We start from the raw sequence: 26987 nt of genomic DNA on the forward strand, positions 1-26987 counted from the left end.
GGCGCGGGATCGCTCACCGGACGGCCTCCCGCGCCGCGGGCGCCGCCCGAGCCGCCGCCCGCACCAGGGCGGGACCGCGGTAGACGAAGCCCGAATAGAGCTGCACCAGGCAGGCACCGGCGTCGAAGAGCCGGGCGGCGTCGTCCGCGGACAGCACGCCGCCCACCCCGACGATCGGCAGCCGTCCCCCGGTCTCGTCGTGCACGAACCGCACCACCTCGCGGGCCGGCCCGGTCAGCGGACGCCCGGACAGCCCGCCCGCCTCGGCCGCGCGGGACCGATCCGACGCGGCCAGTCCGTCGCGGCCCAGCGTGGTGTTGGTGGCGATCACCCCGGATGCGCCGTAGGACAGGCACACCTCCAGCAGCTCCACGATGGCCGGGCGGGTCAGATCGGGGGCGATCTTGACCAGCACCGGCGTCTTGCCCACCAGCGCCCCCAGCAGCGTGCCGAGCGCACCGGCATCCTGCAGCTTGCGCAGGCCGGGCGTGTTCGGCGAGGAGACGTTCACCGCGATGTAGTCGGCGTACGGGCGGACCAGCTCGTAGGAGCGCAGATAGTCCTCGACCGCGGCGTCCAGCGGGGTGACCTTGGACTTGCCCAGCGACACCCCCAGCGGCACACCGAGGCCCCCCAGCCGCGCCAGCCGGGCCGCGAGCGCCGCGGCGCCCGCGTTGTTGAAGCCCATCCGGTTGATGATCGCCTCGCTGTCGCGCAGCCGGAACAGCCGCGGCCGGTCGTTGCCCGGCTGCGCCTCGGCGGTCACCGTGCCGACCTCGACGAAGCCGAACCCCAGCGCGGGCCAAGCGGCGAGCGCGACGCCGTTCTTGTCCATCCCGGCGGCCAGTCCGACCGGGTTGGGGAACCGCAGCCCGAACGCCTCCACCGGGTTGGCCACCGCGTACCGGCGGCGCAGCGCGGACCGGACCGGGCCGGGCAGCGCGGCCAACCGGCGCAACGTCCACTCGTGGGCCTCCTCGGCGTCCCCGCCGCCCAACCGGAACAGCGCGGGCCGGACCGTACGCTCGAACAGGCTCACCGGTCCCCTCCGCCCACGATCCCGGCGCCGGTCACCACGACTCCCGCAGCAGCCGGTGCAGTTCCTGCAGCGGCCGCACCGTCATGTCGCCGCGCATCAGCGCCTCGATGCCCATCACCGCGGCCGCCGCCCCGGGCACCGTGGTGATGCTGGGGATGTCCGCGGTGACCGCCGCGCTGCGCAGCTCGTACCCGTCCGAGCGGGCCTGCGCGCCGGAGCCCTGTGGGGTGTTGATGATCAGGGCGATCTCCCCCGCGGTGATCAGCGCGATGGCGTTGCGTCCGGGGCTCTCGAAGTGCTTCGGCACCACCTCGCAGTCGATGCCGTGCCGGCGCAGCACTCCCCCGGTGCCCGCGGTGGTGACGATGGTGAACCCGAGATCGGCCAGCCGCTTGATCGGGAAGATCATCGCGCGCTTGTCCCGGTTCGCCACCGACACGAAGATCTTCCCCGAGATCGGCAGCGACCCGTACGCGGCGGCCTGCGACTTGGCGAACGCCTGGCCGAAGCCGGCGTCGATGCCCATCACCTCACCGGTCGACTTCATCTCCGGGCCGAGCAGGCTGTCCACGCCGTGCCCGGCGGGTGTGCGGAACCGCTTGAACGGCAGCACCGCCTCCTTGATCGCGATCGGCGCGGAGGCCGGCGCCGACCCGCCGTCCCGCGCGGCCGGCAGCATGCCCTCGGCGCGCAGCCCGGACACGGTCGCGCCGAGCATGATCCGCGCCGCGGCCTTGGCCAGCGGCACCGCCGTGGCCTTGGAGACGAACGGCACCGTCCGGGACGCGCGCGGGTTGGCCTCCAGCACGTACAGGACGTCGTCCTTGAGCGCGTACTGGACGTTGAGCAGCCCGCGCACCCCCACCCCGCGGGCGATCGCCTCGGTGTATCGGCGCACCTCGGCCAGGTGCGACTCGGCGAGGGTGACCGGCGGCAGCGAGCACGAGGAATCACCGGAGTGGATGCCGGCCTCCTCGATGTGCTCCATCACCCCGCCCAGGTACACCTCCCCGCCGCCGTCGCACAACGCGTCCACGTCGATCTCGATCGCGTCGTCCAGGAAGCGGTCCACCAGCACCGGGTGATCCGGGGAGATCTCGGTGGCCCGCTCGATGTAGTCGCGCAGCGTCGGCTCGTCGTAGACGATCTCCATGCCGCGTCCGCCGAGCACGTACGACGGGCGTACCAGCACCGGGTAGCCGATCTCGTCGGCGATCGCCTTGGCCTGCTCGAACGAGACGGCGGTGCCGTGTTCCGGGGAGCGCAGGTCGGCCCGCGACAGCACCGTCCCGAACGCGCCGCGGTTCTCGGCCAAATCGATCGACTCCGGCGAGGTGCCGACGATCGGCACGCCGGCCGCCTTCAGCCGCTTCGCCAGGCCCAGCGGGGTCTGCCCGCCGAGCTGCACGATCACGCCCACTACGCCGGGGCCGCCGGCGGCCCGGCCGGCCGCATCCTCGGCGTGCACCACCTCGAGCACGTCCTCGAAGGTCAGCGGCTCGAAGTAGAGCCGGTCGGCGGTGTCGTAGTCGGTGGACACCGTCTCCGGATTACAGTTGATCATGACGGTCTCGAACCCGTCGCCGTCCGCGCCGGGCACCGCCTGCGCGACCGCGGCGGCCGGCGCGTCCCGCAACGCCTGCACGGCGTGCACGCACGAATAGTCGAACTCGATGCCCTGACCGATCCGGTTCGGGCCGGACCCGAGGATCAGCACCTTGGGCCGCGCCGACGGCACGACCTCGGTCTCCGAGTCATAACTGGAGTAGTGGTACGGCGTGTCGGCCTGGAACTCGGCCGCGCAGGTGTCCACCGTCTTGAAGACCGGGCGCACACCCAGCCGGTGCCGCAGCGACCGTACGCCGTCCTCGCCGGCCAGCTCCGGGCGCAGCGCGGCGAGCTGGCGGTCGGACAGGCCGGACCGCTTGGCCCGGCGCAGCAGCGACTCGTCGAGCACCGGCGCGGCCAGGATCTCGGCGCGCAACCCGACAAGCGCGGCGATCTCCTCCAGGAACCACGGGTCGATACCGCCACTGGCCTCGTGCACCTGCGCGACCGAGGCGCCCAGCCGCAGCGCCCGCTCCACGGTGTACAGACGTCCGTCGTGCGGGGTACGCAACGCGTCCAGCACCTCGTCCAGGCCGGTCGCCGGGTCCTCGGCCGCGGTCCAGAAGCCGGCCGCCGACGTCTCCATCGAGCGCATCGCCTTGTTCAGCGCCTCGGCGAAGTTGCGGCCCAGGCTCATCGCCTCGCCGACCGACTTCATCGTGGTGGTCAGCTCCGGGTCGGCGCCGGGGAACTTCTCGAACGCGAACCGCGGGATCTTCACCACCACGTAGTCCAGCGCCGGCTCGAACGCGGCCGGCGTCTGCAGGGTGATGTCGTTCGGGATCTCGTCCAGTGTGTACCCGATGGCCAGCTTCGCGGCGATCTTCGCGATCGGGAAACCGGTCGCCTTGGACGCCAGCGCCGAGGACCGCGACACCCGCGGGTTCATCTCGATCACCACGAGCCGGCCGGTGAGCGGATCGACCGCGAACTGGATGTTGCAGCCGCCGGTGTCCACGCCGACCTCCCGCAGCACCGCGATGCCCAGGTCGCGCATCCGCTGGTACTCCCGGTCGGTGAGGGTCATCGCCGGCGCCACCGTGACGCTGTCGCCGGTGTGCACGCCCATCGGGTCCAGGTTCTCGATGGAGCACACCACCACGACGTTGTCGTGCTTGTCGCGCATCAGCTCAAGTTCGTACTCCTTCCAGCCGAGCACGCTCTCCTCGATCAGCACCTCGTGCACCGGCGAGGCGGCCAGCCCGGTCCCGGCGAGACGCTCCAGATCCGCGTCGGTGTGCGCCATGCCGGAACCCAGACCGCCCATGGTGAACGACGGCCGGATCACCACCGGCAGCCCCACCTCGGCGACCGTGTCCCGGACCTCCTCCATCGAGTGACACACCCGCGAGCGCGGCGCGTCACCACCGGCGCGGGCCACGATGTCCTTGAATAGCTGCCGGTCTTCACCGCGCCGGATGGCGTCGACGTTCGCGCCGATCAGCTCCACGCCGTACTTGTCCAGCACGCCGTTCTCGTGCAGCGAGACCGCCGTGTTCAACGCGGTCTGGCCGCCCAGCGTGGCCAGGATCGCGTCCGGGCGCTCCTTGGCGATCACCAGCTCGACGAACTCTCGCGTGATCGGCTCCACGTACGTGGCGTCGGCGAACTCCGGGTCGGTCATGATGGTCGCCGGGTTGGAGTTGACCAGGCTGACCCGCAGTCCCTCGGCGCGCAGCACCCGGCACGCCTGGGTGCCGGAATAATCGAACTCGCACGCCTGGCCGATCACGATCGGCCCGGAGCCGATCACCAGGACGTGCTGTAAGTCGGTCCGCTTCGGCATCAGGCGTCCTTCTTCCCGGCGGGCGGTACGCCGTCCCGGCCGCTTGTTCCTTCGACGAGTTCCACGAAGCGGTCGAACAGGTAGTCCGCGTCGTGCGGACCGGCCGCCGCCTCGGGGTGGTACTGCACGGTGAACGCGGGCACGTCCAGCGCCCGCAGTCCCTCGACCACGTCGTCGTTGAGGCACACGTGCGAGACTTCGACGCCGCCGAACTCGGTGTCGATCACCGTGTTCCGCGGGGCGTCCACGGCGAAACCGTGGTTGTGGCTGGTGACCTCGACCTTTCCGGTCGTCCGGTCGAGCACCGGCTGGTTGATGCCGCGATGCCCGAAGCCCAGCTTGTAGGTGCCGAAACCGAGCGCCCGGCCGAGGATCTGGCTGCCGAAGCAGATGCCGAACAACGGCAGGCGGCGGCTCATCACCTCCCGGGCCAGGGCGACCGGGCCGTCCGCGGTCGCCGGGTCGCCCGGCCCCGGCGAGAAGAACACCGCGTCCGGGCTCACCGCGAGCAGGTCGTCGACGGCGGATCCGGCCGGGAACACATGGGTGGTCACCCCGCGCTCGGCGAGCCGGCGCGTCACGTTGCGTTTGATGCCCAGGTCCAGCGCGGCGACCGTGTACCGATGCGCACCGACCGCCGGGACGGTGTACCGCTGCGGCGTGGAGACCTCGGCGGACAGGTCGGCGCCCAGCATCGGCGGGGCCGCGCGAACCCGTTCCAGCACCGACGCCGGATCCAGGTCGACCGAGGAGACGCCCACCCGCATCGCGCCCCGCGACCGCAGGTGCCGGGTCAGCGCCCGGGTGTCGACGCCGCTGATGCCGACCACTCCCTCGGCGGCGAGCCGCTCGCCCAGATCACCGGTGGACCGCCAGTTCGACGGTCGCCGGGCCGGGTCACGCACCACGTACCCGGCCACCCACATCCGGCCGGACTCGTCATCCTCGTCGTTCACGCCGGTGTTGCCGATCTGCGGCGCGGTCTGCACCACCACCTGCCGGTGGTACGACGGGTCGGTGAGCGTCTCCTGGTAGCCGGTCATCCCGGTGGTGAAGACGGCCTCGCCGAACGTCTCCCCCTGCGCTCCGTACGACGTGCCGGCGAACGCGCGTCCGTCCTCCAGCACCAGAATCGCGGGCTGCTGCACCATCATTGCTTCCCTTCGATCCGGACTGCGGGGCTCGCAGGCTTCGCTTGCTCACTCCTCGCTCGCATCACCTGACCACCTTTCCGTCCAGCACCGTGGGCTCGCCCCGCAGGAAGGTCGCCACGATGCGGCCCGGCAGGGTGGTGCCCGCGTAGGGCGTGTTCCGGCTGCGGCTGACCAGGTCGGACGGGTCGACGGTGCGGCGGGCGGCAGGATCCACCAGGGTCAGCGTGGCCGGCGACCCGGCGGCGGCCAGATCACCGCCGTGCCCGGCCAGACCGGCGATCCGCGCCGGGGCCCGCGACATCCGCTCGGCGATCAGCTCCCACTGCTCGCCCAGCACCGACAGCACGACCGGCAGCGCGGTCTCCAGGCCCACCATGCCGGGGCGCGCGTACGCCCACTCGCACTCCTTGTCCTCCACCGCATGCGGGGCATGATCGGTGGCGACCACGTCGATCACCCCGTCGATCAGCGCCTGCCGCAGGGCCCGGACGTCGGACGCGGTACGCAGCGGCGGGTTCACCTTGTAGACCGGGTCGTAGCTGGTGGCAAGCTCATCGGTGAGCAGCAGGTGGTGCGGGGTGACTTCGGCGGTCACCCGTACGCCCCGAGCCTTCGCCTGGCGCAGCACCTCCACCGATCCGGCGGTGGACACGTGACAGACATGCAGCCGGCTCCCCACGTGCTCGGCCAGCAGCACGTCCCGCGCGATGATCGCCTCCTCGGCGACGGCCGGCCATCCGGTCAGCCCGAGACGGGTGGAGACCTCGCCCTCGTGCATCTGCGCGCCCTCGGTGAGCCGCGGCTCCTCAGCGTGCTGCGCGATCACGCCGTCGAAGGCCTTCACGTATTCCAGCGCCCGCCGCATCAGCCGCGGGTCGGCGACGCAATGCCCGTCGTCGGAGAAGATCCGCACCTGTGCCGCCGAGGTGGCCATGGCCCCCAACTCGGCCAGTTGCCGACCGGCCAACCCCACGGTGACCGCGCCGATCGGCTGCACATCGACCAGGCCGGCCTCGCGGCCCAGCCGCCAGACCTGCTCGACCACGCCGGCGGTGTCGGCCACCGGCGAGGTGTTCGCCATCGCGCACACCGCGGTGTAGCCACCAGCCGCCGCAGCCCGCGATCCGGTCTCCACCGTCTCGGCGTCCTCCCGACCGGGTTCCCGCAGGTGTGTGTGCAGATCCACGAGGCCGGGCAGGGCGACCAGACCGGCCGCGTCGATCACCTCGGCGCCGGCGCCGGGCGGCTCGTCCGCGATCCGCCCGTCCCGGACAACGAGATCCCGCGGTGCGGCGCCGAGCAGCGACACACCCTTCATGACGTACGCGGTCACGGTTATTTCCCTCCGAGCAGCAGATAGAGGACGGCCATCCGGGCGCTGACACCGTTGGCGACCTGTTCGACGATCGTGGACCGCGGCGAGTCGGCGACCTCCGGCGCGATCTCCATGCCACGGTTCATCGGACCGGGATGCATAACGATCGCGTGTTCCGGCAGACGCCGCAGCCGGCGCATGTCCAGGCCGTACCGCCGGCTGTACTCCCGTGCGGAGGGAAAATACGAGTCCTGCATCCGCTCGCTCTGCACCCGCAGCATCATCACCACGTCCGAGTCCGGCAGCACGCTGTCCAGGTCGTAAGACACCGCAGGCCCACCTCCCGCCGCGCCCGCCACACCCCCGGGTACCAGGCGATCGCCGCGACGCGAAGCGTCGCCAGAAAGCCCAGCGATCGCCGCCGGTGAGACGGCACGCGGTTCGTCGCCGCCCGCCGATCCTGCGGGCGCCGAAGGGCCGCCTGCCGCCTCACCGGGTACCAGGCGATCGCCGCGACGCGAAGCGTCGCCAGAAAGCCCAGCGGCCACGTCGATGGGGATCAGCGTGGGCGGGCCCACCAGGGTCACCTGCGCGCCCAACGTGGACAGCAGCAGGACGTTCGATCGCGCCACCCGGCTGTGCAGGACGTCCCCGACGATCGCCACCCGCAACCCGTCCAGCCGGCCCAGGCGGGACCGCATCGTGTACGCGTCCAGCAGCGCCTGGGTCGGATGCTCGTGGGTGCCGTCGCCCGCGTTCACCACCGAGCCGTCCACCCAGGACGCGAGGCGGTGCGGCGCGCCGCTTGCCGGGTGCCGGATCACCACCGCGTCGGCACCCATCGCCTGCAGGGTCAGGGCGGTGTCCTTGAGGCTCTCGCCCTTGCTCACGCTGGAGCCCTTGGCAGAAAAGTTGATCACGTCGGCGGACAGCCGCTTGGCCGCCGCCTCGAAGGAGATCCGGGTACGGGTGGAATCCTCGTAGAACAGGTTCACCACGGTGCGGCCGCGCAGTGTCGGCAGCTTCTTGACCTCGCGGCCGGCGAGGGTCGCCATCTCCGCCGCGGTGTCCAGGATCAGGGTCGCCGTTTCCGCATCCAGGTCGGCGGCGGACCGCAGATGTTTGATCACTGGTCGCGTCCTCCTTCGACGGTCGGGTTCAGCCGGACCTCGTCCACGCCGCCGTCGGCCTCCGACAGCGCCACCCGCACGCTCTCGCTCAACGCGGTGGGGATGTTCTTGCCCACGTAGTCGGCGCGGATGGGCAGTTCCCGGTGCCCCCGGTCGACCAGCACGGCGAGTTGCACGCATTGCGGTCGCCCGACGTCGCCGAGGGCGTCCAGCGCGGCTCGCACCGTACGTCCGGAAAAGAGCACATCGTCGACGAGAATGACCCGCCGCCCGTCGATGCCGCCGGGCGGGATCTCGGTCTTGCCGAGCGCCCGCGTGGCGTGCCGTCGCAGGTCGTCGCGGTAGAGGGTGATGTCCAGCGAACCGACCGGGACGTCGATCCCCTCGAAGGCGTGGATGCGGGCGGCCAGCCGGCGGGCCAGCGGCACACCGCGCGTGGGGATGCCGAGCAGGACCGTGTCGGTGGCCCCGGACGTTTTTTCCAGAATCTGATGCGCGATCCGGTCGACCACGCGCTGCAGATCCGCGCCGGAAAGAATGATCTTGCTGGGGGTGTCAGCACGTGGATGTGCCACGGCGGACCTCCTTCCCCGCCTCACGGGACGGGTCGTTAAAGGACGTCTGAACAGGCGACCCGGATGGAGCCGGCCTGCGGGCTGACGCTACGTTACCAGTGGACGCGGTGATGACCATGGTGACGTTGCTGACCGACGACTCCCGGACGAATGCGGGCAAGTTTCGCACCGTTGCACGACTCATAGGTAACCAACACTTGACCAGTGGTCGTAACCGCCGTACCGTCACGCTGCGTAGCGATCGCGGAGGAAGCAACCTCCGGGCCAGCACTGTACTGGGAGTGTCCGAATGCCGTCTGAGTACGCCAAGTCGTTGGGCGCCCGCCTGCGCTCGATTCGCCAGCAGCAGGGCCTGTCCCTGCAGGGCGTGGAGGAGAAGTCGAACGGCCGCTGGAAAGCCGTCGTGGTGGGCTCCTACGAGCGGGGCGACCGCGCAGTCACCGTGTCCCGGCTGGCCGAGCTGGCCGACTTCTATCGGGTGCCCGTGTCGGAGCTGCTGCCGGACGGCAGCGGGATCCGCCTCGAAGCCACCAACAAAATCGTGCTGGACCTGGAGAAGCTGTACGACACCACGGGCGAGGACCTCGCCTATGTGGCGCGGTACGCCCGGGCCATCCAGCAGCAGCGCGGCGACTACAACGGTCGCGTGCTCTCCATCCGCGCCGACGACCTGCGGGCGCTGGCCATCGTTTACGACATCTCGCCGTCCGGCTTGATCGAGCGGCTGACCGAGCAGGGCGTCCTGGTGGCGGACCCGCGCGCGTTCTTCGCCAGCTAACCGCATTCTTCGCCGGCTGATACGGCGTAAGCACACCGAACAGGGCCCGCGTCAACGCGGGCCCTTCGTGCGTCTGCACACCCCACCGCGCCACACACCCCCGACCAGACCACAGGCACACGCCGCCCCGCCCCACCACGCCCCCACGCCGGCCCACCACCGCAGGCGCCCGCCCCCACACCCGCTCGCCCGCACGCCGCTCGCCCGCACGCCGCTCGCCCGCACGCCCGCACGCCCGCACGCCCGCACGCCCGCACGCCGATCTTGTAGTTAGCGTGGACTTTTGGGCGGCCATGTCGGATCTATCGGACCAGGAAGTTCAAGATCGACGAGGCGCCGCGTCTGCGCCCGGCCGATCTTGAGCTTTGTGGGACGACGTGTCGGGCAAATCACCCCTGATCGGACACGCAAAGTCCAAGATCGACGGGGAGCCACGGGTGCCCGACCGGGAGCCACGGGCACCCCGACCGAGAGCCACGGGCACCCCGACCGAGAGCCACGGGCACCCGACCGAGAGCCACGGGCACCCCGACCGAGAGCCACGGGCCGATCGATGGGGAGCCACGGGCCGCGGGAGCTCCGGCCGGCACGGCGGGCGGGCCGGCACGGCGCCGGGGTGGGTTACGCGTGGCGCGTGGCGAACTCGGCGATCCGGCCGAGAATGCCGTTGAGGAAGCGCGGGCTGTCATCGGTGGACATCTGCTTCGCCAGCTCCACCGCTTCGCTGATCGCCACCGGATCGTCGATCTCGTCCACGTACAGAAGCTCGTATGCCGCGATCCGGGCCAGGTTGCGGTCGACCACCGGCATCCGCTCGATCGTCCAGCCCTCGGCGTAGCTTGCCAGCAACTCGTCGATCCGGTCCTGGTGCGTGCCGATGCCTTCCACCAGCCGGACCGTGTAGTCCAGGTGGTCCGGGCGCGGCCGGGCGATCCGGTCCAGATAGGTGGTCAGCACCTGTGCCGGAGGCATGCCGCGCAGGTCCGCCTCGTAGAGCACGTCGAGTGCCCGCTTACGCGCCTTGCGGCGTGCGGGCATCTGCGTCTTCGCGCCCTCGGCCATTACGAGCGGCCGAGGTAACGGCCGTCCCGGGTGTCGACCTTGATCTTCTCCCCGGTGGAGATGAACAGCGGCACGTTGACCGTGGCGCCCGTCTCCACCGTGGCCGGCTTCGTGCCGCCGGTCGACCGGTCGCCCTGCAGGCCGGGCTCGGTGTAGGTGACCTCAAGGAAGACGCTGGTCGGCAACTCGATGTACAGCGGCACGCCCTCGTGCATCGCCACCGTCGCCTCGGCCTCGGGCAGCAGGTAGTTGGACGCCTCGCCGACGGTCCCGCCCAGCACGTTGATCTGGTCGAACGTCTCCAGGTCCATGAAGACGTAGTCCTCGCCGTCCTGGTAGAGGTACTGCATGGTGCGCTTGTCCACCGTCGCGGTGTCGACCTTGGTGCCGGCGTTGAACGTCTTGTCCACGACCTTGCCGGACAGGACGTTCTTCAGCGTGGTGCGCACGAACGCGCCGCCCTTGCCCGGCTTGACGTGCTGGAACTCCACGACGGCCCACAGCTCGCCGTCGAGGTTGAGCACCAGGCCGTTCTTCAGGTCGTTGGTGGAAGCCATGTCCTGCCTTTGGGAAATCGCGCTCGCGGTGACCGAGTGAGTCTACCGGCGTCACGCCTGCGACGGCGAATCGGGGCGGGCGGCGACGTGTCGCAGTGCCAGCACATATCCGTCCACGCCGAGCCCGGCGATCACCCCGGTGGCCACCGCGGAGACCACCGAGTGGTGGCGGAACTCCTCCCGCGCGTGGATGTTGCTGATGTGCACCTCGACAAGCGCGGCGCGCAGCATCGCGCAGGCGTCCCGCACCGCGTAGTTGTAGTGCGACCAGGCCCCCGGGTTCAGCACCACCGGCGCCGCCTCGTCGGCCGCGGCGTGCAGCCAGGCGAGCATCTCGTGCTCGGCGTCGGTCTGCCGGACCTCCACGTCCAGGCCCAGCCCGGCACCCGTGTCCTGGCACAGCCGGACCAGGTCCCGGTACGTGGTCAGGCCGTACACGTCGACCTGCCGGGAACCGAGACGGCCGAGATTCGGCCCGTTGAGCACGTACACCCGCGTCATCGCGCGTCTCCCGCCACCGTCGCGTACGCCTGTGCCAGCATCGTCTCGGCGGGGCCGCTGAGGATGCCCGGCTTGCCCACCGCGTCCAGCACCACGAAGCGCAGCGTGGTCGCCCGGGTCTTCTTGTCGATGCGCATCGCGGCGAGCAGGTCCGGCCAGGCGGCGGCCTCGTAACGTACCGGCAGGCCCAGCGCGGCCAGCACCGCGCGGTGCCGGGCCGCGGTGGCGTCGTCCAGCCGTCCGGCGACGCGGGCCAGCTCCGCGGCGTAGACCAGGCCGACCGCGACCGCATGGCCGTGCCTCCATCGGTAGCGTTCCCGCTTCTCGATGGCGTGCCCGAGGGTGTGCCCGTAGTTGAGGATCTCGCGCAGCCCGGACTCGCGCAGGTCCGCGCCGACCACCTCGGCCTTGACCCGCACCGCGCGCTCGACCAGTTCGGGCAGCACCGCACCGCGCGGGTCCGCCGCGGCGGCCGGGTCCGCCTCGATCAGGTCCAGGATCGCCGGGTCGGCGATGAAGCCGCACTTGACCACCTCGGCCAGGCCGGCCACCAGATCCGGCTCGGGCAGCGTGTCCAGCGCGTCGAGGTCGCAGAGCACTCCGGCGGGCGGGTGGAACGCGCCCACCAGGTTCTTGCCGGCTCCGATGTTGACGCCGGTCTTGCCGCCGACCGCGGCGTCCACCATGCCCAGCAGTGAGGTGGCCACCGGCACCCAGCGCACCCCGCGCAGCCAGCTCGCGGCGACGAAACCGGCGAGGTCGGTCACCGCTCCCCCGCCGACCCCGAGCACCATGTCCGTACGCGTGAAGCCGGCCTCGCCGAGGCGGTCCCAGCAGCGTGCGGCGACCTCGACGGACTTGCCCGCCTCGGCGTCCGGCACCTCGATCAGCAGCGTGTCCAGTCCGGTGGCCGCGGCGAGCCGCCGGGCGTGCCCGGCCAGCGGCGCGGCGAACAGCACCGCGGCCCGCGCGGCGCCTTCGGTCCAGGACGCGGGGAGGTCCAGGGCACGCCCCACCTGGACGTCATAGGGCGAATCGCCGGAGACGTGGATCGTGGTCACGACCACCGAGCGTAGTACCGCGGGTGCGCGCCGGGCCGGGCACCCCGCACCGGCCGCCGTCACCGGCGCGGGAACGGATAGGCCCTCGATATGCCGGCCGTCGACAGTCGTCTGGCCGGTTCACCCGGAACCGGCGAGACGAAGGGTTGAAACATGCGCACACCGCGTCGCACCGGCCTTGCCGCCCGGCTCGCCATGGTGATGTCCGTCGCAGCGGCGATGATCTCGGTTCCTCTGGCCACCCCCGCCCAGGCCCAGGGCAACTGTGTGGCAGGGTCGCGGGCCGCGCTGTGGGAGAACGTCTTCAGCGTGCAACTGATGCGGACCTCGAGCTGCACCTACTACTCCAAGCTCACCATCGACGACCCGAACTGGGGCATCGGCTCGTCCATCACCTGGAAGGTGGAGCGCGAGGAGAAGACGCCGTACGGCTGGTACGTGACCGAGACCAAGAGCCGGAGCACGTACTGGGCCGCCGGCTCGTGGAACACCGGCACGGTGGAGGGGTGGTACCCGACGGCCTGGGAGGGTGACGACAAGCACCGCGCCTGCTACCGCTTCAACAGCGGATCCTGGTCGTGCACCGCATGGATGAACATCTGATCCCGGCGTGACGCGCCGCGGCTCCGCAGGCCGGAGCCGCGGCGCAGTGCCGGAACGACGGCGCAGTGCCGGAGCCGCGGCGCAGGGCTGCTCAGCGCTGCGACGCGCAGTGGTGGTCGCCCAGATGGGCACGGATCTGGTTGATCAGCAGGTCGGCATGCGCCAGCAGCCGAGACGCCTCCTGGCACGGCGCCGGGTCGTTCGTCGACGGCGGTTCGGTGGCCCGCACCGGGCGGGCCTGACGGATCCGCGACTCCAGATCGCGCACCGCCGGGCCGACGTCCACCCCCACCTCTGCGGCGAGCCGCCGCCGGTGCTCCTGGCACGCCGTCAACGCCTCGGCCGGGCGTCCGCTCTCCCACAGCACCGTGGCCAACTCCCGGACCAGACCCTCGTGCAGCGGCAGGCGCTCGACCGCCGCGTACATCTCCCCGATCAGGCCGGGGTCGAGATCACTGTCGCGAGACGCGGCGCGCTGAGTGGCGATGCGCTGGTGCCACGCCTCGCCGTGCAGGCGCTCCAGCCGGACCGCCGCCGCGCCCAGCACGCCGTCGGTGATGCCCTGAAGCGGCTCGCCACGCCACAGCTTCAGCGCCGCGGCCAGCTCGCGTGCTGCCTGGGCGGCGTGCCCCGCGCGGGTGAGGTCGGCCGCCCGGCGCAGCGACGTCTCGAACGCGATCGCGTCGACCCGGTTCGGATCCAGCCGCAGCCGGTATCCGCCGCCGACCGGTTCGATCACCGCCTCGTTGCGCACCGGTCGCAGCACCCGCCGCAGACCGGTCATGCAGTTGTAGATCTGGTCCCGGCACGTGGCCGGCGGATCGTCGGGCCACAGGCCGTCGATCAACTGCGCGGTGCCGACCGGGCGGTCGGCGGCCAGCGCGAGCATCGCCAGCGCCCGCCGGGCGCGGTTGCCGCCCACCGGACGGAGCGTGCCGCCGTGCTGCACAGACACTGGTCCCAAGAGGATGATCCGCATGCAAGCCCCCGTATCGCGTCATGCAACATCGTCCAGCCGCGACGCTAGCAAAAGTTTGGCGAACCGTTAACCGTCGTCGATGCCCCGAAACGATCTCCGACGGCGTTGATAGGGAACGAGTAGGCGATCGCCTTAGCTTCGCCGGACAGTCCCACGTCCGAAGGAAGCCGATGCCTCTGTCATCCAGACCGCCGTCACGATCCTGGTCGTTCGGATTCGTGCTGACCGCGGCGCTGGCGGCGGTCAGCCTGGTCGCCGCGTCACCGGCACCCGCCGCACCGCCGGCCCCGGCCGATCCCGCCCCCACCGCGACGCCGGACTCGCCGTCCGGTCCGTCGATCGCCCCGTCCGACCGCGACCGCCTGTTGTCGCCCTCCTGGCGCCGCTCGTCCGACATGGCGTGGACCGCCACCGGCGACGCCGGCGGATTCCACATCATGACCGCGTCGGCGCGCACCGGGTACGCCTGGCACACCGTCACCACCCTGGCCGAGCCGGGCTTCGACACCGACCGGTGGATCGGCAACGCCTGTCTCACCGGGTCGGGCCGCCGGCTGGTGGTGGTGTACGGCCCGCGCACGTTCACCAACCGCCCGGCGCTGTTCGATCGCGGTGGTTTCACCGCCGTCGTCGACCTGGTGTCCGCGCGCGTCACCAAGGTCGCGCTGCGCGCCAGTCTGGCCTATTTCAACCCGGGGTGCGGCACCGGAGAGACCGCCGTCGTGACGCAGCTAGGCGCCAGCAACGGCGACGAGCAGACCAAACTGTCCGGCCGGTCCCGGCTGTTCCGGCTGGACGCCGCGGCGGCGAAGCTGTCCGCGCCGACCGAGGTCGCCGCCGAGCTCACCTCGGCCGTGCCGGTCGGCAAGAACATCGTCGCCGCCGGCGCCGGCCGGCTGGTGTCGGTCGACGCGCACGGCACGATGACCCGCACCGCGAAGACCACCGGCACCGCGTACGACCTGCATCCCGACGCCGACGGCGCGGTGGTCTATCTGGACCGCTCCGGCCAACGCGGCACCGCACACCGGTTCCACCCGGGTGACGACGCCCCGGCCACACTGGCCGAAGGCCCGCTGGAGAAGATGGGCCTCAGCGCGGGCGCCGGCGGGCGGGTCTTCCTGACCGGCGCCCCGGACCGCGTCGCCAAACTGCCCGGCAGCGTGCGGCGCGTCAACGCGGACGCCGACGCGCGGGTGTCCTCGCGCGGCGAGCTCGCGGTCACCGACGTGCGCACCGCCCGCGACGCGCAGGGCACGGTGATCCCGCCGGCCGACGACGGCACCGAGGCCGTCCACATCGACGGCAAGTCGACGGCGACCGGCAAGACCCTGAGCTTCACTGCCGCACCGGCCGTGGCCACCCCGAAGGCGGCATCCGACGGTCTCGCGCCGCACCCCTCGCTGGCCTCTGCGCCCGGCGACGAGCCCTGGCACGAGGGCTCGCCGACCAATCCGGTGGACACCGAGCGGTGGTGCTCGGTGCCCCGCAACGACCCGCGAAACCAGGCCATGCAGCCCAAGCCACGGCAGGTCGAATGGGCCATCGACCAGGCGATCACCAACACGCCGTACGCCGCGCGCCCGGCCAACTGGAAGAACCTCGGCATGCCGGCGTACTCGCCGCTGGGCCTGTTCCCGCGCATCGAGCTGGACGGCGGGGGCCGCATTCCGGCACAGGTCATGCTCGGCGTGGTGGCCCAGGAATCGAACCTGTGGGAGGCCAGCCGCGTCGCGGTTCCGGGCGTCACGGCCAATCCACTGATCGGCAACTTCTACGGTCGCGACATCTACAACAACGATTCCAGCGACGACTGGGACGTGTTCTGGGAGGACTCCGACTGCGGTTACGGCGTCGCGCAGGTCACCGACGGCATGCGGCGGCAGGGCTTCGCCAAGCCGGGCGAGAGGCTGCTGCCGTACGACTCGCAGCGGGCGGTGGCGCTGGACTTCGCCGCCAACGTCGCGGCCGGGGCCCGGATCCTGCAGGACAAGTGGAACCAGACGCGGCGCGCCGGCCTGATCATCGGCGACGGCAACCCGATGGAACTGGAGAACTGGTTCTACGCGCTGTGGGCCTACAACACCGGCTTCCACCCCGACCAGCACGACGGGTCGCCGTGGGGTGTGGGCTGGGTGAACAACCCGATCAACCCGCGCTTCGACCAGAGCCGCGAACCGTTCATGGAGGACTACGAGGACGCCCGCAACCCGCAGCGGTGGCCCTACGAGGAGAAGGTGCTCGGCTTCGCCGGACACCCGCCGGAGCTACTGGAAGGGGTGGACAGCCCGGTCGCGGCCTACCGGCCGGCGTGGTGGGTCAGCGTCGACGACCGGCTGAGCGTCAAACCGCCGCTGCAGACCTTCTGCACCGCCGCGAACGATTGCTACCCGGGTGAGAAGCACCAACCGGACGCGCCCGACCTGGAGACGGAGCCGGCGGGCCCGTGCGCTCACCAGAACGAATTCGGACAGTACGACCTGCAGTGCTGGTGGAATCAGCCGGTCACGTGGAAGGGGCCGAGCCAGACCGGTCATGAGATCCTGCGGTTCGACCCGGGCTACGCCTATCAGGACGACGCCACCTCGTACCCGCCGAACTGCACCCTCAGCGGGCTGCCCAGCGGCGCCTTGGTGATCGACGACGTGAAGGATGTGCCGTCGATCCGGCCGAACTGTCCCCAGTTGTCGAACAACGCCGGCACGTTCGGCCTGCAGTTCGCCGGCACCGGCGACGACGGGCGTTTCCCGTCCAAGGTGGACTTCCACCAGCTCGGCGGCGGATTCGGCGGCCACTTCTGGTTCGCGCACACCCGCAACGACCGGGACTTCCTGAAGGTGACCGGCACCTGGACGCTGAACCAGCAGATCAACGGCTGGGCGCGGGTCATGGTGCACATGCCCGATGTCGGGGCGCAAACTCAGCAGGCGGCGTACGAGATCGATCTGGGCGACGGTTTCGGCAACGGCAAGAAACGCGTGGTCCTGCAGCGCACCCGGGAGCACCGGTGGGTCTCGCTCGGCGCGTTCCCCTTCTCCGGTACGCCGAAGGTGCGGCTGTCCACCCAGACGTACGACGGAACCGGTGACGAGGACATCGCCTGGGACGCCGTCGCGTTCCAGAAGCTGCCCGGCAAGCCCCGCAACCAGGTGGTGGCGCTGGGTGACTCGTACAGCTCCGGCGAGGGCGCCTCGACCAACCGGGGCGCGGACTACTACAAGGAGACCGACTACAAGCAGTTGATCAACAATGAGGTGCGCTTCCAGAACATCTGCCACCGGTCCAAGTACGCCTGGTCCCGTCAGGCGAAGCTGTCCGACAACAGCACCTCCATCGGCGCTCGCGCCGATGGCTGGGACCCGACAATGGACTACTCGATGCTGGCCTGTTCCGGCGCCGAAACGGAGAACATCCTGCCGAATCTGACCCGTCCGGCCGGCACGTCCGCCCCGGTCAACGCCTGGAATGAGCCGGGCCAGGGCCAGTACGGCGAACTGTCCCAGTTGGACCGCGGCTTCCTCGACGAGAACACCACGCTGGTGACGATGTCCATCGGCGGCAACGACGCGCGCTTCGCCGACGTCATCCAGCAGTGCATCTTCGGGGCCGGCCTGAAGGTCTGTCAGGACACCACCCTGGACGGCGACAGCAAGCCACTCACCGAGGCCGAGCCGGAACGCATCAACGGGCCGGTGCGGCAGTCCATCGAGACGGTCCTACGCCAGATCCACGGCCAGGCACCGCACGCGAAGATCATGCTGATGGGCTATCCGAAGCTGCTGGAAGGACTCGGCAACTGCATCGGCGGGATCGGCGCCGCCGAGACGCCATGGCTCAACGACACGGCCGACGAACTGGCCGCCTCGATGAACCAGGCGGTGGCCGACGTTCGCGCGGAGGGCGTCCAGGTGTGGTTCGCCAACCCGATCAGCGCGTTCGCCGGCAAGGCGGTGTGCGGTGACCCGGAGACCGTCAACGGCGTCATCAAGGACCTGACCAGCGGGGAACAGGGACCGCTGCCGGGATTCCTGCCGGAGAGCTGGAACAAGTACGGCGCATCACACCAGTCCTTCCACCCCAAGATCGACGGGGCGGGGATCTACGCTGACGTGATGAACTCGGTGGCCCAGGGGCAGATGGGCCTGTGACGCCCGGCGGCGGCGCGGCGCATCCTGCGCCCGCGCCGCCGCCGGCCCTCGCCGCCGCATCCCGTCTCAGCCGTGTGCCGCCTGGCGCCCGGCGGCGTCGGGCAGCCCAGTGGCCAGCACGATCTTTCCGTGGGTGTGCCGGAGCGCCAGTTCCGTGTACGCCTCGCGCACCCGCCCCAGCGGGTACACCGCGCTGACCGGCATCACGACACGTCCCCAGGCCACCAGGTCCGCCATGTGCGCAAGCACCTCGGCCGAACTGGCGGCGGCGCTGCCCTCACCCTTCACGCCGAACTTCTGCACCGCCGCGAAGTCGATGATGGTGTCGATGCGGTCGGCGGCCACACCGAGCTTCAGGGCCCGTTCCACGTACCCGCCGCCGAAGGTGTCGATGAAGGCGTTCACCCCGTCCGGCGCCGCGGCGCGAAGCCGGTCCTCCAAGCCGTCGCCGTAGCTGACCGGGGTGACCCCGACCGCACGCAGCCATCGCTCGTTGGCCTCGCCCGCGATGCCGATGACGTCCGCGCCGGTCTCCCGGGCCAGTTGCACCGCCAGCGAGCCGACCCCGCCCGCGGCGCCGCTGACCGCCACCGTCTCCCCCGGTTTGAGGGCCACCGCGCGCACCGCGGCGTACGCGGTGACGCCGGCGACGAACAGGCCACCGGCCCGGATCCAGTCCAGCGTCAACGGCTTCGGCGTGACATGGCCGGCGTCCGCGGTCACGAATTCGGCCTGGGCGGACCGCTTGTCGGACCAGCCGACCACCTCATCGCCGGGCCGCACACCTGTCACGCCGTCGCCCACCGCAGCGACCCGGCCGGCGAAGTCGCTGCCCTGCCCGGACGGGAACGTGGCCGGGAACCGCTCATGCATGGCGCCGGACCGGATCGCGATCTCGCCGGGGTTGATCCCGGCCGCCACGACCTCCACCACAACCTGCCCGGACGACGGGTCGTCCGGGCGGGGCACGTCGACGACGTGGAGCACGTCGACGTCGCCGTACTGATCGAAGCGCACCGCGCGGGTCATGTGCATCGCCTCCCCGAGGCGTACGGAAAACTCTCTGAGTCTCCGCTTACCCGCCCAGCGCCGCGCCGATCGTCTGATGCGTCACGTCGTCGCGTCGCCGGCCGGGGCCAGCAGCGCCGCGAGTTGCGCCGCGATCGCCTCCGGCTCCCGGCCGTCGGTGGCGATCGTGTGCGTGGCCACCTCGGCGTACAGCGGACGGCGCTGCTCCATCAGATATTTCAGGGTGGCCCGCGGGTTCACGCTCAGCAGCGGACGGCCCGCGCCCAGGCCGACGCGCTTGACCGCGTCCGGCAGCTCCACGGACAGGAACACCACCGTGTGCGGGGCGAGCGCCGCCCGCGTACCCGGGTCCATGATCGCGCCGCCGCCGAGCGCGAAGATCCCCTCGAAGGAGCCCAGCGTGCCGGCCACCGCCTCGCGTTCCATGGCCCGGAACGCCGGCTCACCGTCGTCGATGAAGATCTCCGGGATCGGCTTGCCGGCCTTCGCCTCAATCACCGCGTCGGCGTCCAGGAACGGCACGTCCAGCAGCGCGGCCAGGGTCTGACCCACCGTCGTCTTGCCGGCCCCGGGCGGGCCGACGATCACCGCCGCCGGCGCCATCAGCGGATCAGCAACCCGTGCACGTACGCCTCCAGGTTGCGGCGCATCTCGGTCACCGAATCGCCGCCGAACTTCTCGGTGGCCGCCTCGGCCAGCACCAGGGCGACCATCGCCTCGGCGACCACCGCCCCGGCGGGCACCGCGCACACGTCGGAGCGCTGGTTGATCGCGGTGGCCGGCTCGCCGGTGGACACGTCGATGGTCTGCAACGCCCGGTTCAGCGACGAGATCGGCTTCAGCGCCGCGCGGACCCGCAGGGACTCGCCGTTGGTGATGCCACCCTCCAGCCCTCCGGCGCGGTCGGTCACCCGGCGCACGCCCTCCGGGGTGGCGACGATCTCGTCGTGCGCGACCGACCCGCGGGACCGGGCCTGGGTGAAACCGTCGCCGATCTCCACGCCCTTCACCGATTGGATCGACATCAACGCCGCGGCGAGCCGGCCGTCCAGCTTGCGGTCCCATTGCACATGCGAGCCGAGACCCGGAGGTACGCCGTACGCCAGCACCTCCACGATCCCGCCCAGGGTGTCCGCGTCCTTCTTGGCGGCATCCACCTCGGCCACCATCCGCGCGCTGGCCTCCGGGTCGAGGCAGCGCAGCGGGTCGGCGTCGATGCGCTCCGCATCGTCGGGCGTCGGAACCAGCCCGGCCTTGACGGCCACCGAACCCAGCTCGACCACGTGCGAGACCACGGAGATGCCGAGCGCCTGCCGCACCATGGCCTTGGCCACCACGCCGACCGCGACGCGTGCCGCGGTCTCCCGGGCGGAGGCGCGTTCCAGGATCGGGCGGGCGTCGGAATGCCCGTACTTCTGCATCCCGGCAAGATCGGCGTGGCCGGGCCGGGGCCGGGTGAGCGGGGCATTGCGTGCCTGCGACTCCAGCTCGGCCGGGTCGACCGGGTCGGCGGCCATCACGGTGCGCCACTTCGGCCACTCCGAGTTGCCCACCCGGATGGCGACCGGGCTGCCCAACGTGACACCATGCCGCAGGCCGCCGATGATCTCGATCTCATCCTGCTCGAACGACATCCGGGCGCCGCGGCCATAGCCGAGACGACGACGGGCGAGATCCCGCCCGATATCCTCGCTCGTCACCCGCACTCCGGCGGGCACGCCCTCCACCAGGGCGACGAGCGCCGGACCATGCGATTCCCCTGCGGTCAGCCAGCGCAACACGGGTCACAGTGTGGCATGCCGCCGCTCCCCCGATGCGGCCGACGGCAGGTGTCCCGCCCAGCGGACCCCTACCGCACCCCCCACGCCACCCACCCCCACCGCGCCACCCCCACCGCGCCACCCCCGCCGCGCCGCCGCGTCGGCACCCGCCGCCCCGCCGCGCCCGCCGCGCCCGCCCCCGCCCCCACCCGGCGCGCCGATCTTGAACTCTCGGGTCCGGCAAGTACGACATGTACACACAAAAGCCTCCCGCAAAGTCCAAGATCGACGCGCTGGGAGACGCGCTCGGCGACGCGGGGACGCGGGGACGCGGGGACGCGGGGACGCGGGGACGCGCGGGGACACGCGCGGCGCGGGGACGCGCGGGGGCGCGCGACGGGAGGCGGGAAGGTGCCCTACCGCACCTGGGCCGCCGCCACCAGGGCCTCGCGCATTGCGGCTTCCGGCGCCGGGACGCCGGTGAACTGTTCGAACTGACCGATCGCCTGCGCCAACAGCAGGTCCAGACCGGACACGATCCGCACCCCGCGCGCCGCCGCCGCGGACGCCAGCGGGGTCGGCCACGGGTCGTAGAGCACGTCGAACAACACCGTGCCGGGTTGCCAGTCGACGGCGGCGGAAAGGTGATCGGCGACGCCCTTGGGCACGGTGGAGATCACCGCATCCGCGGCGAAGGCCCCCGCGGCGTCCGCCCACGTGACGCCGGCGAGCTTCACACCCACCGCGTCCGCCGCCGGGGTCAGCTCGGCCACCGCCTCCGGTCGGCGCGTCACCACCGTCACCTCGACGGCGCCGCAGCGCGCCGCCGCGGCCAGGGCCGCTCGGGCGGTGCCGCCGCCGCCGAGCACGGTGAACGTCGGTGGTGGGGACGTCCCGCCGGTGAGCCCCGCATCCTGCAGCACGCGCACCATGCCGGGCACGTCGGTGTTGTCCGCGTGCCAGCTCCCGTCCGGGCCACGCACCAGCGTGTTCGCCGCCCCCACCGCGACCGCCACCGGGCTCGCCGAGGCCGCCACGCCGAGCGCGGCCTCCTTCAACGGCATGGTCAGCGACAACCCGCGCCACTGCTCGTCCAGACCGTCCAGGAGACCGGGCAGCCCGGCCGCGTCACAGGCGACCGCGTCGTACGTCCAGTCCAGCAACCCGGCCGCGGCGTACCCGGCGGTGTGGATGACCGGCGACAGAGAGTGAGCGATCGGCATGCCGCAGACCGCCGCGCGGCGGCTGCCGCTCACAGCACCCCGTTCTCTTTGGCCTTCTGGATGTTCTTGTTGTGGCCGGCCAGCGTCGACGCGAAGGCCGAGTGGCCGTCCTTGTCGATCGCCACGAAGTACAGCCACGGCCCGTCCGGCGGCGACATGGCCGCCTTGAGGGCCTCCTTGCCGGGATTGTTGATCGGCGTCGGGGTCAGGCCCGGTTTGCCGTGCGTGCGGTACGGGTTGTCGGGGTCGGTCAGCTCGGCCGTGGTCATGTCCTTCGACGGCTTCGTGGGCTTGCCGGTGAGCTGGTAGTAGTAGTTGATCCCGACGTCGAACTGCAGGCAGTTGCACGGGAACTTGCCGCCGTAGAGCCGGTTGTACGCGACTCGGACGATCTTGCCGAGGTCCTCGTCGTTGCCCGCCTCGGCCTGCGCCAGGGAGGCGGTGATGAGTGCCTCGTACGGCGTGATGATCTTGCGATCGTTCTCCACCGTTTCGACGAAGTTCAGTTCCGTGGTGACGTCCAGGAAGTGCTGGACCATCGTTTCGAGGATGCTCGACGCGGTGGCGTCCGGCGGGAACTCATAGGTGTCCGGGAACAGGAAGCCCTCGATCGACTTGTCGACCTTCTGACCGTCCTTGCGGTTGAACCACCAGTCGGGCACGCCGAGCTTCACCGGGTCCTCGGCCGCCTTCTCGAAGTCCTCGACCGGAATGCCGGTCTTCTTGGAGATGGCGGCGAACGCCTGGTTGGCGGTCTGCCCCTCGGTGATGGTGAGCCCGTTGACGATCCGCGCCTTCGGGTCGAGCAGCAGCGTCACGGCGGCCTCCCCGGACATCTGCTTGCGCAGGTCGTAGGTGCCGCCCTGAATGTTCTCGCCCTTGGGGTTGGCCTCCGCGGCGTTGACGAACGCCTTGGTGCTCTTCACCACGTCCTTGTCCACCAGGGCGTTGCCCATGTCCGTGATCGTCGATCCATCGGCGATCTTCACCCGCACCGTGCCGGAGCCCTGACCGTCGTAGTCCGCCGCGGTGAAGAAGTCGCGGACCTTGCTGTAGCCCAGGTACATGCCACCGCCGAGCAGGCCGAGCAGCACGAAGGCCATGACGAACGCGACGGCGGATCTGCCTCCCCGTCCCTTGCCGGCGCGAGACCCGCGCCGGTGCCTGGGCTTGCCGCGTTCCGCCTGGTCGTCGAACGCCACATCAAGCTCGTCGATCATCTGGTCTGCCTCCGCTGCGCGTCTAGCCAGCTCTGCAGGATCTCCACCGCGGCCGCTTGATCCACAACCGCGCGGCGGCGCTTTCCTCGCACGCCACGTTCGGCAAGCCTACGGGTTGCCACCACGGTCGACATCCTTTCGTCCGCCAAGACGACCGGGACCGGCCCGGACGCACGTGCCAGTCGCTCAGCGTACGCACGAATGTCGATTGCGGCATCCCCTTCGCGTCCGTTGAGGCGTACCGGCAGACCCACCACGATCTGTACGGCCTCGTGCTCGGCGACCAGGGCAACGATGGCGGCGATGTCCGCGGGCACGGCGTCCGGCTTCGCGGCGAGGTCCCGCGGCACGGTCTCCAGCGGGGTGGCGAGGATGCCGTCGGGGTCGCTGAGCGCGACCCCGACGCGAACCTTGCCGACGTCGACGCCCACACGCCTGCCACGCGGCAACCCGCCCAACGATCCACCGCCTCTCAGGCGGTCCCGCCGACCGCCTTCTCCACCGCCGCCAGCAGGCCGGGCGCCTGCTCAGCGGGCACGCCGCCGCCCTGCGCCACGTCGGCGCTGCCCCCGCCCCGGCCGGACAACGCGCCCTTGACCAGATCGGAAGCGGACAAACCACGCGCCTTGCCGGCCGCGTTGACCGCGACCACCAGCGACGCCTTGCCGCCCGTGCGGGCCGCCACCGCGACCACCGCCGGGCGCCCCGCATCGATCTTGCCGCGGATCTCCTGGGCCAGGGTACGCACATCGTTGCCCGCCGCACCCTCGGGTGCTTCGGCACCGACGAACGCCACGCCCCGCACGTCACGCGCCTGCCCGGCCAGCGCACCCGCACCACCGAGCACCATCTGCGCGCGCATCTTCTCCAGTTCCTTCTCCGCGTCCCGCAGCGCCGCGACGGTCTGCTCGACCCGGTCGGCCACCTGGTCGCCGGGCACCCGGAACAGGTCCGCCAGACGGGCCACCAGCAGGTGTTCGCGCGCCAGGAAGCCGAACGCGTCGATGCCCACCAGCGCCTCGACGCGCCGCACACCGGAGCCGATGGACGACTCGCTGAGGATCTTCACCAGGCCGAGCTGACCGGACCGGGACACGTGCGTGCCGCCGCAGAGTTCACGCGCGTAGTCGCCGACTTCAACCACGCGGACCTCATCGCCGTACTTCTCTCCGAACAGCGCCATCGCGCCGAGCCGGCGCGCCTCTTCCTGGCTGGTGATGAACGCGTGCACTTCGAGATCGCGCAGCAGCACCTCGTTGACCTGCTGCTCGACGTCGTGCAGCACGGCCGGGGACACGGCGCCCGGAGTGTTGAAGTCGAACCGCAGCCGGCCGGGCGCGTTCAGCGAACCGGCCTGCGTCGCCGACTCGCCGAGGAACGCCCGCATGGTCTGGTGGATCAGGTGGGTCGCGGTGTGCGAGCGGGACACCGCCTTGCGGCGTGTGATGTCGATCTCCGCGAAGCCGGTCTCGCCGGCGCGCACCTCGCCGCGGATCACCCGCGCCCGGTGCACGATGAGACCCGGCACCGGCTGCTGCACGTCGACCACCTCGACCTGGCCGCCGCCGACGTTGATCAGGCCGGTGTCGGCCTGCTGGCCGCCGCCCTCGGCGTAGAACGGGGTGGCGTCCAGCACCAGCTCCACGAAGTCACCCTCGCTCGCCGCCGGGATGCCGCCACCATCGCCGAGCAGGGCGCGCACCCGCGATTCGCGGGAGACCTCCTGGTAGCCGGTGAACTCCACCGGGCCGCCCTGGTCCAGCACCGTGCGGTACGCGGACAGGTCGGTGTGCCCGGTCTTGCGCGCCGCCGCGTCCGCCTTGGCCCGCGCCCGCTGGTCGGCCATCAGGCGGCGGAATCCGTCCTGATCCACCTGCAGGCCCTGCTCCTGGGCGATCTCCAGGGTCAGGTCGATCGGGAAGCCGTACGTGTCGTGCAACTGGAACGCCTGCGCGCCGGACAGTTGCCCGCGACCCGACTTCTTGGTGTCGGTGATCGCGGTGTCCAGGATCGTGGTGCCCGCGCGCAGCGTGGACAGGAACGCTTCCTCTTCCGCGTACGCGTACTGGGAGATCCGGCCGAAGTCCTCGGCCAGCTCCGGATAGGAGGGCGACATGCAGTCGCGCGCCACCGGCAGCAGCTCCGGCAGCGCCGCCTCCTGCCAGCCGAGCAGGCGGACCGCGCGGATCGCGCGGCGCATGATCCGGCGCAGCACGTAGCCGCGGCCCTCGTTGGCCGGCACCACGCCGTCGCCGATGAGCATCAGCGACGTACGCACATGGTCGGCGATCACCCGCAGCCGCACGTCGTCCGGGTGGGACTGGTGCGCCGCGTGGCCGGAGTGCGCGCCGTACCGCTTGCCGGTCATCTCGGCGGCCCGGGTGAGGATCGGACGCACCTCGTCGATCTCGTACAGGTTGTCGACGCCCTGCAGGATGGACGCGATGCGCTCCAGGCCCATGCCGGTGTCGATGTTCTTCTTCGGCAGGTCACCGACGATGGTGAAGTCCTCCTTCGACTTCACGTCGGTGATCTCGTACTGCATGAAGACGAGGTTCCAGAACTCCAGGTAGCGGTCCTCGTCGACTTCCGGGCCGCCCTCCGGGCCGTAGTCGGGACCGCGGTCGTAGTAGAGCTCCGAGCACGGGCCCGCGGGGCCGGGGATGCCCATCGACCAGAAGTTGTCCTTCTTGCCCCGGCGCACGATCCGCTCGGCCGGCACGCCGGTCTGCTTCCAGAGCTCGATCGCCTCGTCGTCGTCCAGATAGACCGTCGCCCAGATGCGTTCCGGATCCAGGCCGAATCCACCGTCCGCCTGCGATGTGGTGGACAGTTCCCAGGCCAGCGGGATCGCGCCCGCCTTGAAGTAGTCGCCGAACGAGAAGTTGCCGTTCATCTGGAAGAACGTGCCGTGCCGGCTGGTCTTGCCGACCTCGTCGATGTCCGGCGTGCGCAGGCATTTCTGCACGCTCACCGCCCGCGCGAACGGCGGGGTGCGCTGGCCCAGGAAATACGGCACGAACTGCACCATGCCGGCGTTGATGAACAGCAGGTTGGGGTCCTCGATGGCGGGCAGCGGTGCGCTCGGCACGACCGTGTGGCCGTTCGCCTCGAAGTGCGCCAGGTACCGCTGCTTGATGTCCGCCGTCCTCATGACTGCCCCTCCTGGGCGTGCCGCCCACGCGCGCCGCCCGGCGCGTCGTCGCGCACGTCGGCGAACTCGTCCTCATACAACTCGCCCGCGGCGAACGCCTCGCGGATCTCGTCCTGCCGCTCGGCCATCCCCTCGCGGACGTCCTCCACGAAGCTTCGCAGCGACTCCACCAGGCCGCCAGCGGATTCCGACAGCGAGGTGGCGATGCCCGACGGGGTGAACTGGTTCGCCTTCTTGGTGAGCTTGCGGACGGCGACGGCGCCGACGGCCACGCCGACGCCCAGCCAGAGCAGGCGCTTCATGGC

22 protein-coding genes are annotated in these 26987 nt (G+C 71.1%); 3 read left to right on the forward strand and 19 right to left on the reverse strand.

Annotated features, from left to right (window positions below):
* Nucleotides 1-13: 13 nt before the first annotated feature.
* The 6 genes from IEY73_RS27525 to pyrR form a co-directional block, all read right to left on the reverse strand.
* Nucleotides 14-1039 carry a quinone-dependent dihydroorotate dehydrogenase gene (locus tag IEY73_RS27525; protein ID WP_189082238.1) on the reverse strand — a complete coding sequence of 342 codons (1026 nt, stop codon included), beginning with the start codon at nt 1037-1039 and terminating at the stop codon, nt 14-16.
* Nucleotides 1040-1070: 31 nt separating this feature from the next.
* Entirely contained in the window at nt 1071-4433 is a 3363-nt protein-coding gene (gene carB, locus IEY73_RS27530) for a carbamoyl-phosphate synthase large subunit (protein ID WP_189082239.1), read from the reverse strand.
* Entirely contained in the window at nt 4433-5587 is a 1155-nt protein-coding gene (gene carA, locus IEY73_RS27535) for a glutamine-hydrolyzing carbamoyl-phosphate synthase small subunit (protein WP_189082240.1), read from the reverse strand. Before carA ends, carB begins: the two co-directional genes overlap by 1 nt.
* Before the next feature lie 61 nt (nt 5588-5648).
* Nucleotides 5649-6920, reverse strand: coding sequence for a dihydroorotase (locus tag IEY73_RS27540; protein ID WP_189082241.1), 1272 nt, complete (start codon nt 6918-6920; stop codon nt 5649-5651).
* Nucleotides 6921-6922: 2 nt separating this feature from the next.
* Entirely contained in the window at nt 6923-8032 is a 1110-nt protein-coding gene (locus IEY73_RS33810) for an aspartate carbamoyltransferase catalytic subunit (RefSeq protein ID WP_229716206.1), read from the reverse strand.
* Entirely contained in the window at nt 8029-8607 is a 579-nt protein-coding gene (pyrR, locus tag IEY73_RS27555) for a bifunctional pyr operon transcriptional regulator/uracil phosphoribosyltransferase PyrR (RefSeq protein ID WP_189082242.1), read from the reverse strand. The genes IEY73_RS33810 and pyrR overlap by 4 nt, the downstream gene beginning before the upstream one ends.
* 289 nt (nt 8608-8896) lie before the next feature.
* Here pyrR and bldD point away from each other — a divergent pair, with 289 nt between their 5' ends.
* Nucleotides 8897-9385, forward strand: a complete 489-nt coding sequence (bldD, locus tag IEY73_RS27560) for a transcriptional regulator BldD (RefSeq protein WP_014446326.1) — start codon at nt 8897-8899, stop codon at nt 9383-9385.
* Nucleotides 9386-10006: 621 nt separating this feature from the next.
* Here bldD and nusB read toward each other — a convergent pair.
* The 4 genes from nusB to aroB are packed head-to-tail and all read right to left on the reverse strand — an operon-like array spanning nt 10007 to nt 12572.
* Nucleotides 10007-10423, reverse strand: a complete 417-nt coding sequence (gene nusB, locus IEY73_RS27565; RefSeq protein ID WP_189082243.1) for a transcription antitermination factor NusB — start codon at nt 10421-10423, stop codon at nt 10007-10009.
* Nucleotides 10424-10446: 23 nt separating this feature from the next.
* Entirely contained in the window at nt 10447-11004 is a 558-nt protein-coding gene (gene efp, locus IEY73_RS27570; protein ID WP_189082244.1) for an elongation factor P, read from the reverse strand.
* Nucleotides 11005-11055: 51 nt separating this feature from the next.
* Entirely contained in the window at nt 11056-11505 is a 450-nt protein-coding gene (gene aroQ, locus IEY73_RS27575) for a type II 3-dehydroquinate dehydratase (RefSeq protein ID WP_189082245.1), read from the reverse strand.
* Nucleotides 11502-12572, reverse strand: coding sequence for a 3-dehydroquinate synthase (gene aroB / locus IEY73_RS27580; protein WP_373292887.1), 1071 nt, complete (start codon nt 12570-12572; stop codon nt 11502-11504). The genes aroQ and aroB overlap by 4 nt, the downstream gene beginning before the upstream one ends.
* Nucleotides 12573-12719: 147 nt before the next feature.
* On the opposite strand from aroB, the gene IEY73_RS27585 reads away from it, so the two are divergent.
* The gene (locus tag IEY73_RS27585; protein WP_189082247.1) at nt 12720-13169 is read left to right on the forward strand and encodes a hypothetical protein; all 450 of its coding nucleotides are present in this window, start codon (nt 12720-12722) and stop codon (nt 13167-13169) included.
* A gap of 91 nt (nt 13170-13260) precedes the next feature.
* Here IEY73_RS27585 and IEY73_RS27590 read toward each other — a convergent pair whose 3' ends face one another.
* A complete protein-coding gene (locus IEY73_RS27590) occupies nt 13261-14124 on the reverse strand; it encodes an AfsR/SARP family transcriptional regulator (RefSeq protein ID WP_189082248.1) in 864 nt (287 codons plus the stop codon).
* A gap of 194 nt (nt 14125-14318) precedes the next feature.
* On the opposite strand from IEY73_RS27590, the gene IEY73_RS27595 reads away from it, so the two are divergent.
* Entirely contained in the window at nt 14319-18296 is a 3978-nt protein-coding gene (locus IEY73_RS27595) for an SGNH/GDSL hydrolase family protein (protein WP_189082249.1), read from the forward strand.
* 66 nt (nt 18297-18362) lie between these two features.
* Here IEY73_RS27595 and IEY73_RS27600 read toward each other — a convergent pair whose 3' ends face one another.
* The 8 genes from IEY73_RS27600 to IEY73_RS27635 form a co-directional block, all read right to left on the reverse strand.
* On the reverse strand, nt 18363-19325 hold the full coding sequence (locus IEY73_RS27600) for an NADP-dependent oxidoreductase (protein WP_189082250.1): 963 nt from the start codon (nt 19323-19325) through the stop codon (nt 18363-18365).
* Between the two features lie 81 nt (nt 19326-19406).
* Nucleotides 19407-19928, reverse strand: a complete 522-nt coding sequence (locus tag IEY73_RS27605; RefSeq protein ID WP_189082251.1) for a shikimate kinase — start codon at nt 19926-19928, stop codon at nt 19407-19409.
* Nucleotides 19928-21106: a chorismate synthase gene (gene aroC / locus IEY73_RS27610; protein WP_189082252.1), complete on the reverse strand. Its 1179-nt coding sequence runs from the start codon at nt 21104-21106 to the stop codon at nt 19928-19930. Before aroC ends, IEY73_RS27605 begins: the two co-directional genes overlap by 1 nt.
* Before the next feature lie 395 nt (nt 21107-21501).
* Nucleotides 21502-22341, reverse strand: a complete 840-nt coding sequence (locus IEY73_RS27615) for a shikimate dehydrogenase (RefSeq protein ID WP_189082253.1) — start codon at nt 22339-22341, stop codon at nt 21502-21504.
* Nucleotides 22338-23528 (reverse strand): endolytic transglycosylase MltG, encoded by a 1191-nt coding sequence (gene mltG, locus IEY73_RS27620; protein WP_189082254.1) that lies wholly within the window; start codon nt 23526-23528, stop codon nt 22338-22340. Before mltG ends, IEY73_RS27615 begins: the two co-directional genes overlap by 4 nt.
* A complete protein-coding gene (gene ruvX / locus IEY73_RS27625) occupies nt 23525-23986 on the reverse strand; it encodes a Holliday junction resolvase RuvX (RefSeq protein WP_189082255.1) in 462 nt (153 codons plus the stop codon). Before ruvX ends, mltG begins: the two co-directional genes overlap by 4 nt.
* 14 nt (nt 23987-24000) lie before the next feature.
* Nucleotides 24001-26682: an alanine--tRNA ligase gene (gene alaS, locus IEY73_RS27630; RefSeq protein ID WP_189082256.1), complete on the reverse strand. Its 2682-nt coding sequence runs from the start codon at nt 26680-26682 to the stop codon at nt 24001-24003.
* Complete coding sequence (locus IEY73_RS27635) at nt 26679-26984, reverse strand: hypothetical protein (protein ID WP_189082257.1); 306 nt, start codon at nt 26982-26984, stop codon at nt 26679-26681. The genes alaS and IEY73_RS27635 overlap by 4 nt, the downstream gene beginning before the upstream one ends.
* Nucleotides 26985-26987 lie beyond the last annotated feature (3 nt).

Origin of the sequence: Mangrovihabitans endophyticus (assembly GCF_014646155.1) — a bacterium.
In the GTDB taxonomy this organism is placed as follows: domain Bacteria; phylum Actinomycetota; class Actinomycetes; order Mycobacteriales; family Micromonosporaceae; genus Actinoplanes; species Actinoplanes endophyticus.

Excerpts from the sequence above, each read along its gene's own strand:
- carA (WP_189082240.1), bottom strand. The coding sequence starts at position 5,587 with ATGATGGTGCAGCAGCCCGCGATTCTGGTGCTGGAGGACGGACGCGCG.
- IEY73_RS27595 (WP_189082249.1), top strand. The coding sequence starts at position 14,319 with ATGCCTCTGTCATCCAGACCGCCGTCACGATCCTGGTCGTTCGGATTC.
- nusB (WP_189082243.1), bottom strand. The coding sequence starts at position 10,423 with ATGCCCGCACGCCGCAAGGCGCGTAAGCGGGCACTCGACGTGCTCTAC.
- carB (WP_189082239.1), bottom strand. The coding sequence starts at position 4,433 with ATGCCGAAGCGGACCGACTTACAGCACGTCCTGGTGATCGGCTCCGGG.
- IEY73_RS27600 (WP_189082250.1), bottom strand. The coding sequence starts at position 19,325 with ATGACCCGCGCGGTGCGCTTCGATCAGTACGGCGACGTCGACGTGCTC.
- IEY73_RS27605 (WP_189082251.1), bottom strand. The coding sequence starts at position 19,928 with ATGGCGCCGGCGGCGGTGATCGTCGGCCCGCCCGGGGCCGGCAAGACG.
- bldD (WP_014446326.1), top strand. The coding sequence starts at position 8,897 with ATGCCGTCTGAGTACGCCAAGTCGTTGGGCGCCCGCCTGCGCTCGATT.
- aroQ (WP_189082245.1), bottom strand. The coding sequence starts at position 11,505 with ATGACGCGGGTGTACGTGCTCAACGGGCCGAATCTCGGCCGTCTCGGT.
- IEY73_RS27585 (WP_189082247.1), top strand. The coding sequence starts at position 12,720 with ATGCGCACACCGCGTCGCACCGGCCTTGCCGCCCGGCTCGCCATGGTG.
- alaS (WP_189082256.1), bottom strand. The coding sequence starts at position 26,682 with ATGAGGACGGCGGACATCAAGCAGCGGTACCTGGCGCACTTCGAGGCG.
- efp (WP_189082244.1), bottom strand. The coding sequence starts at position 11,004 with ATGGCTTCCACCAACGACCTGAAGAACGGCCTGGTGCTCAACCTCGAC.
- IEY73_RS27635 (WP_189082257.1), bottom strand. The coding sequence starts at position 26,984 with ATGAAGCGCCTGCTCTGGCTGGGCGTCGGCGTGGCCGTCGGCGCCGTC.
- mltG (WP_189082254.1), bottom strand. The coding sequence starts at position 23,528 with ATGATCGACGAGCTTGATGTGGCGTTCGACGACCAGGCGGAACGCGGC.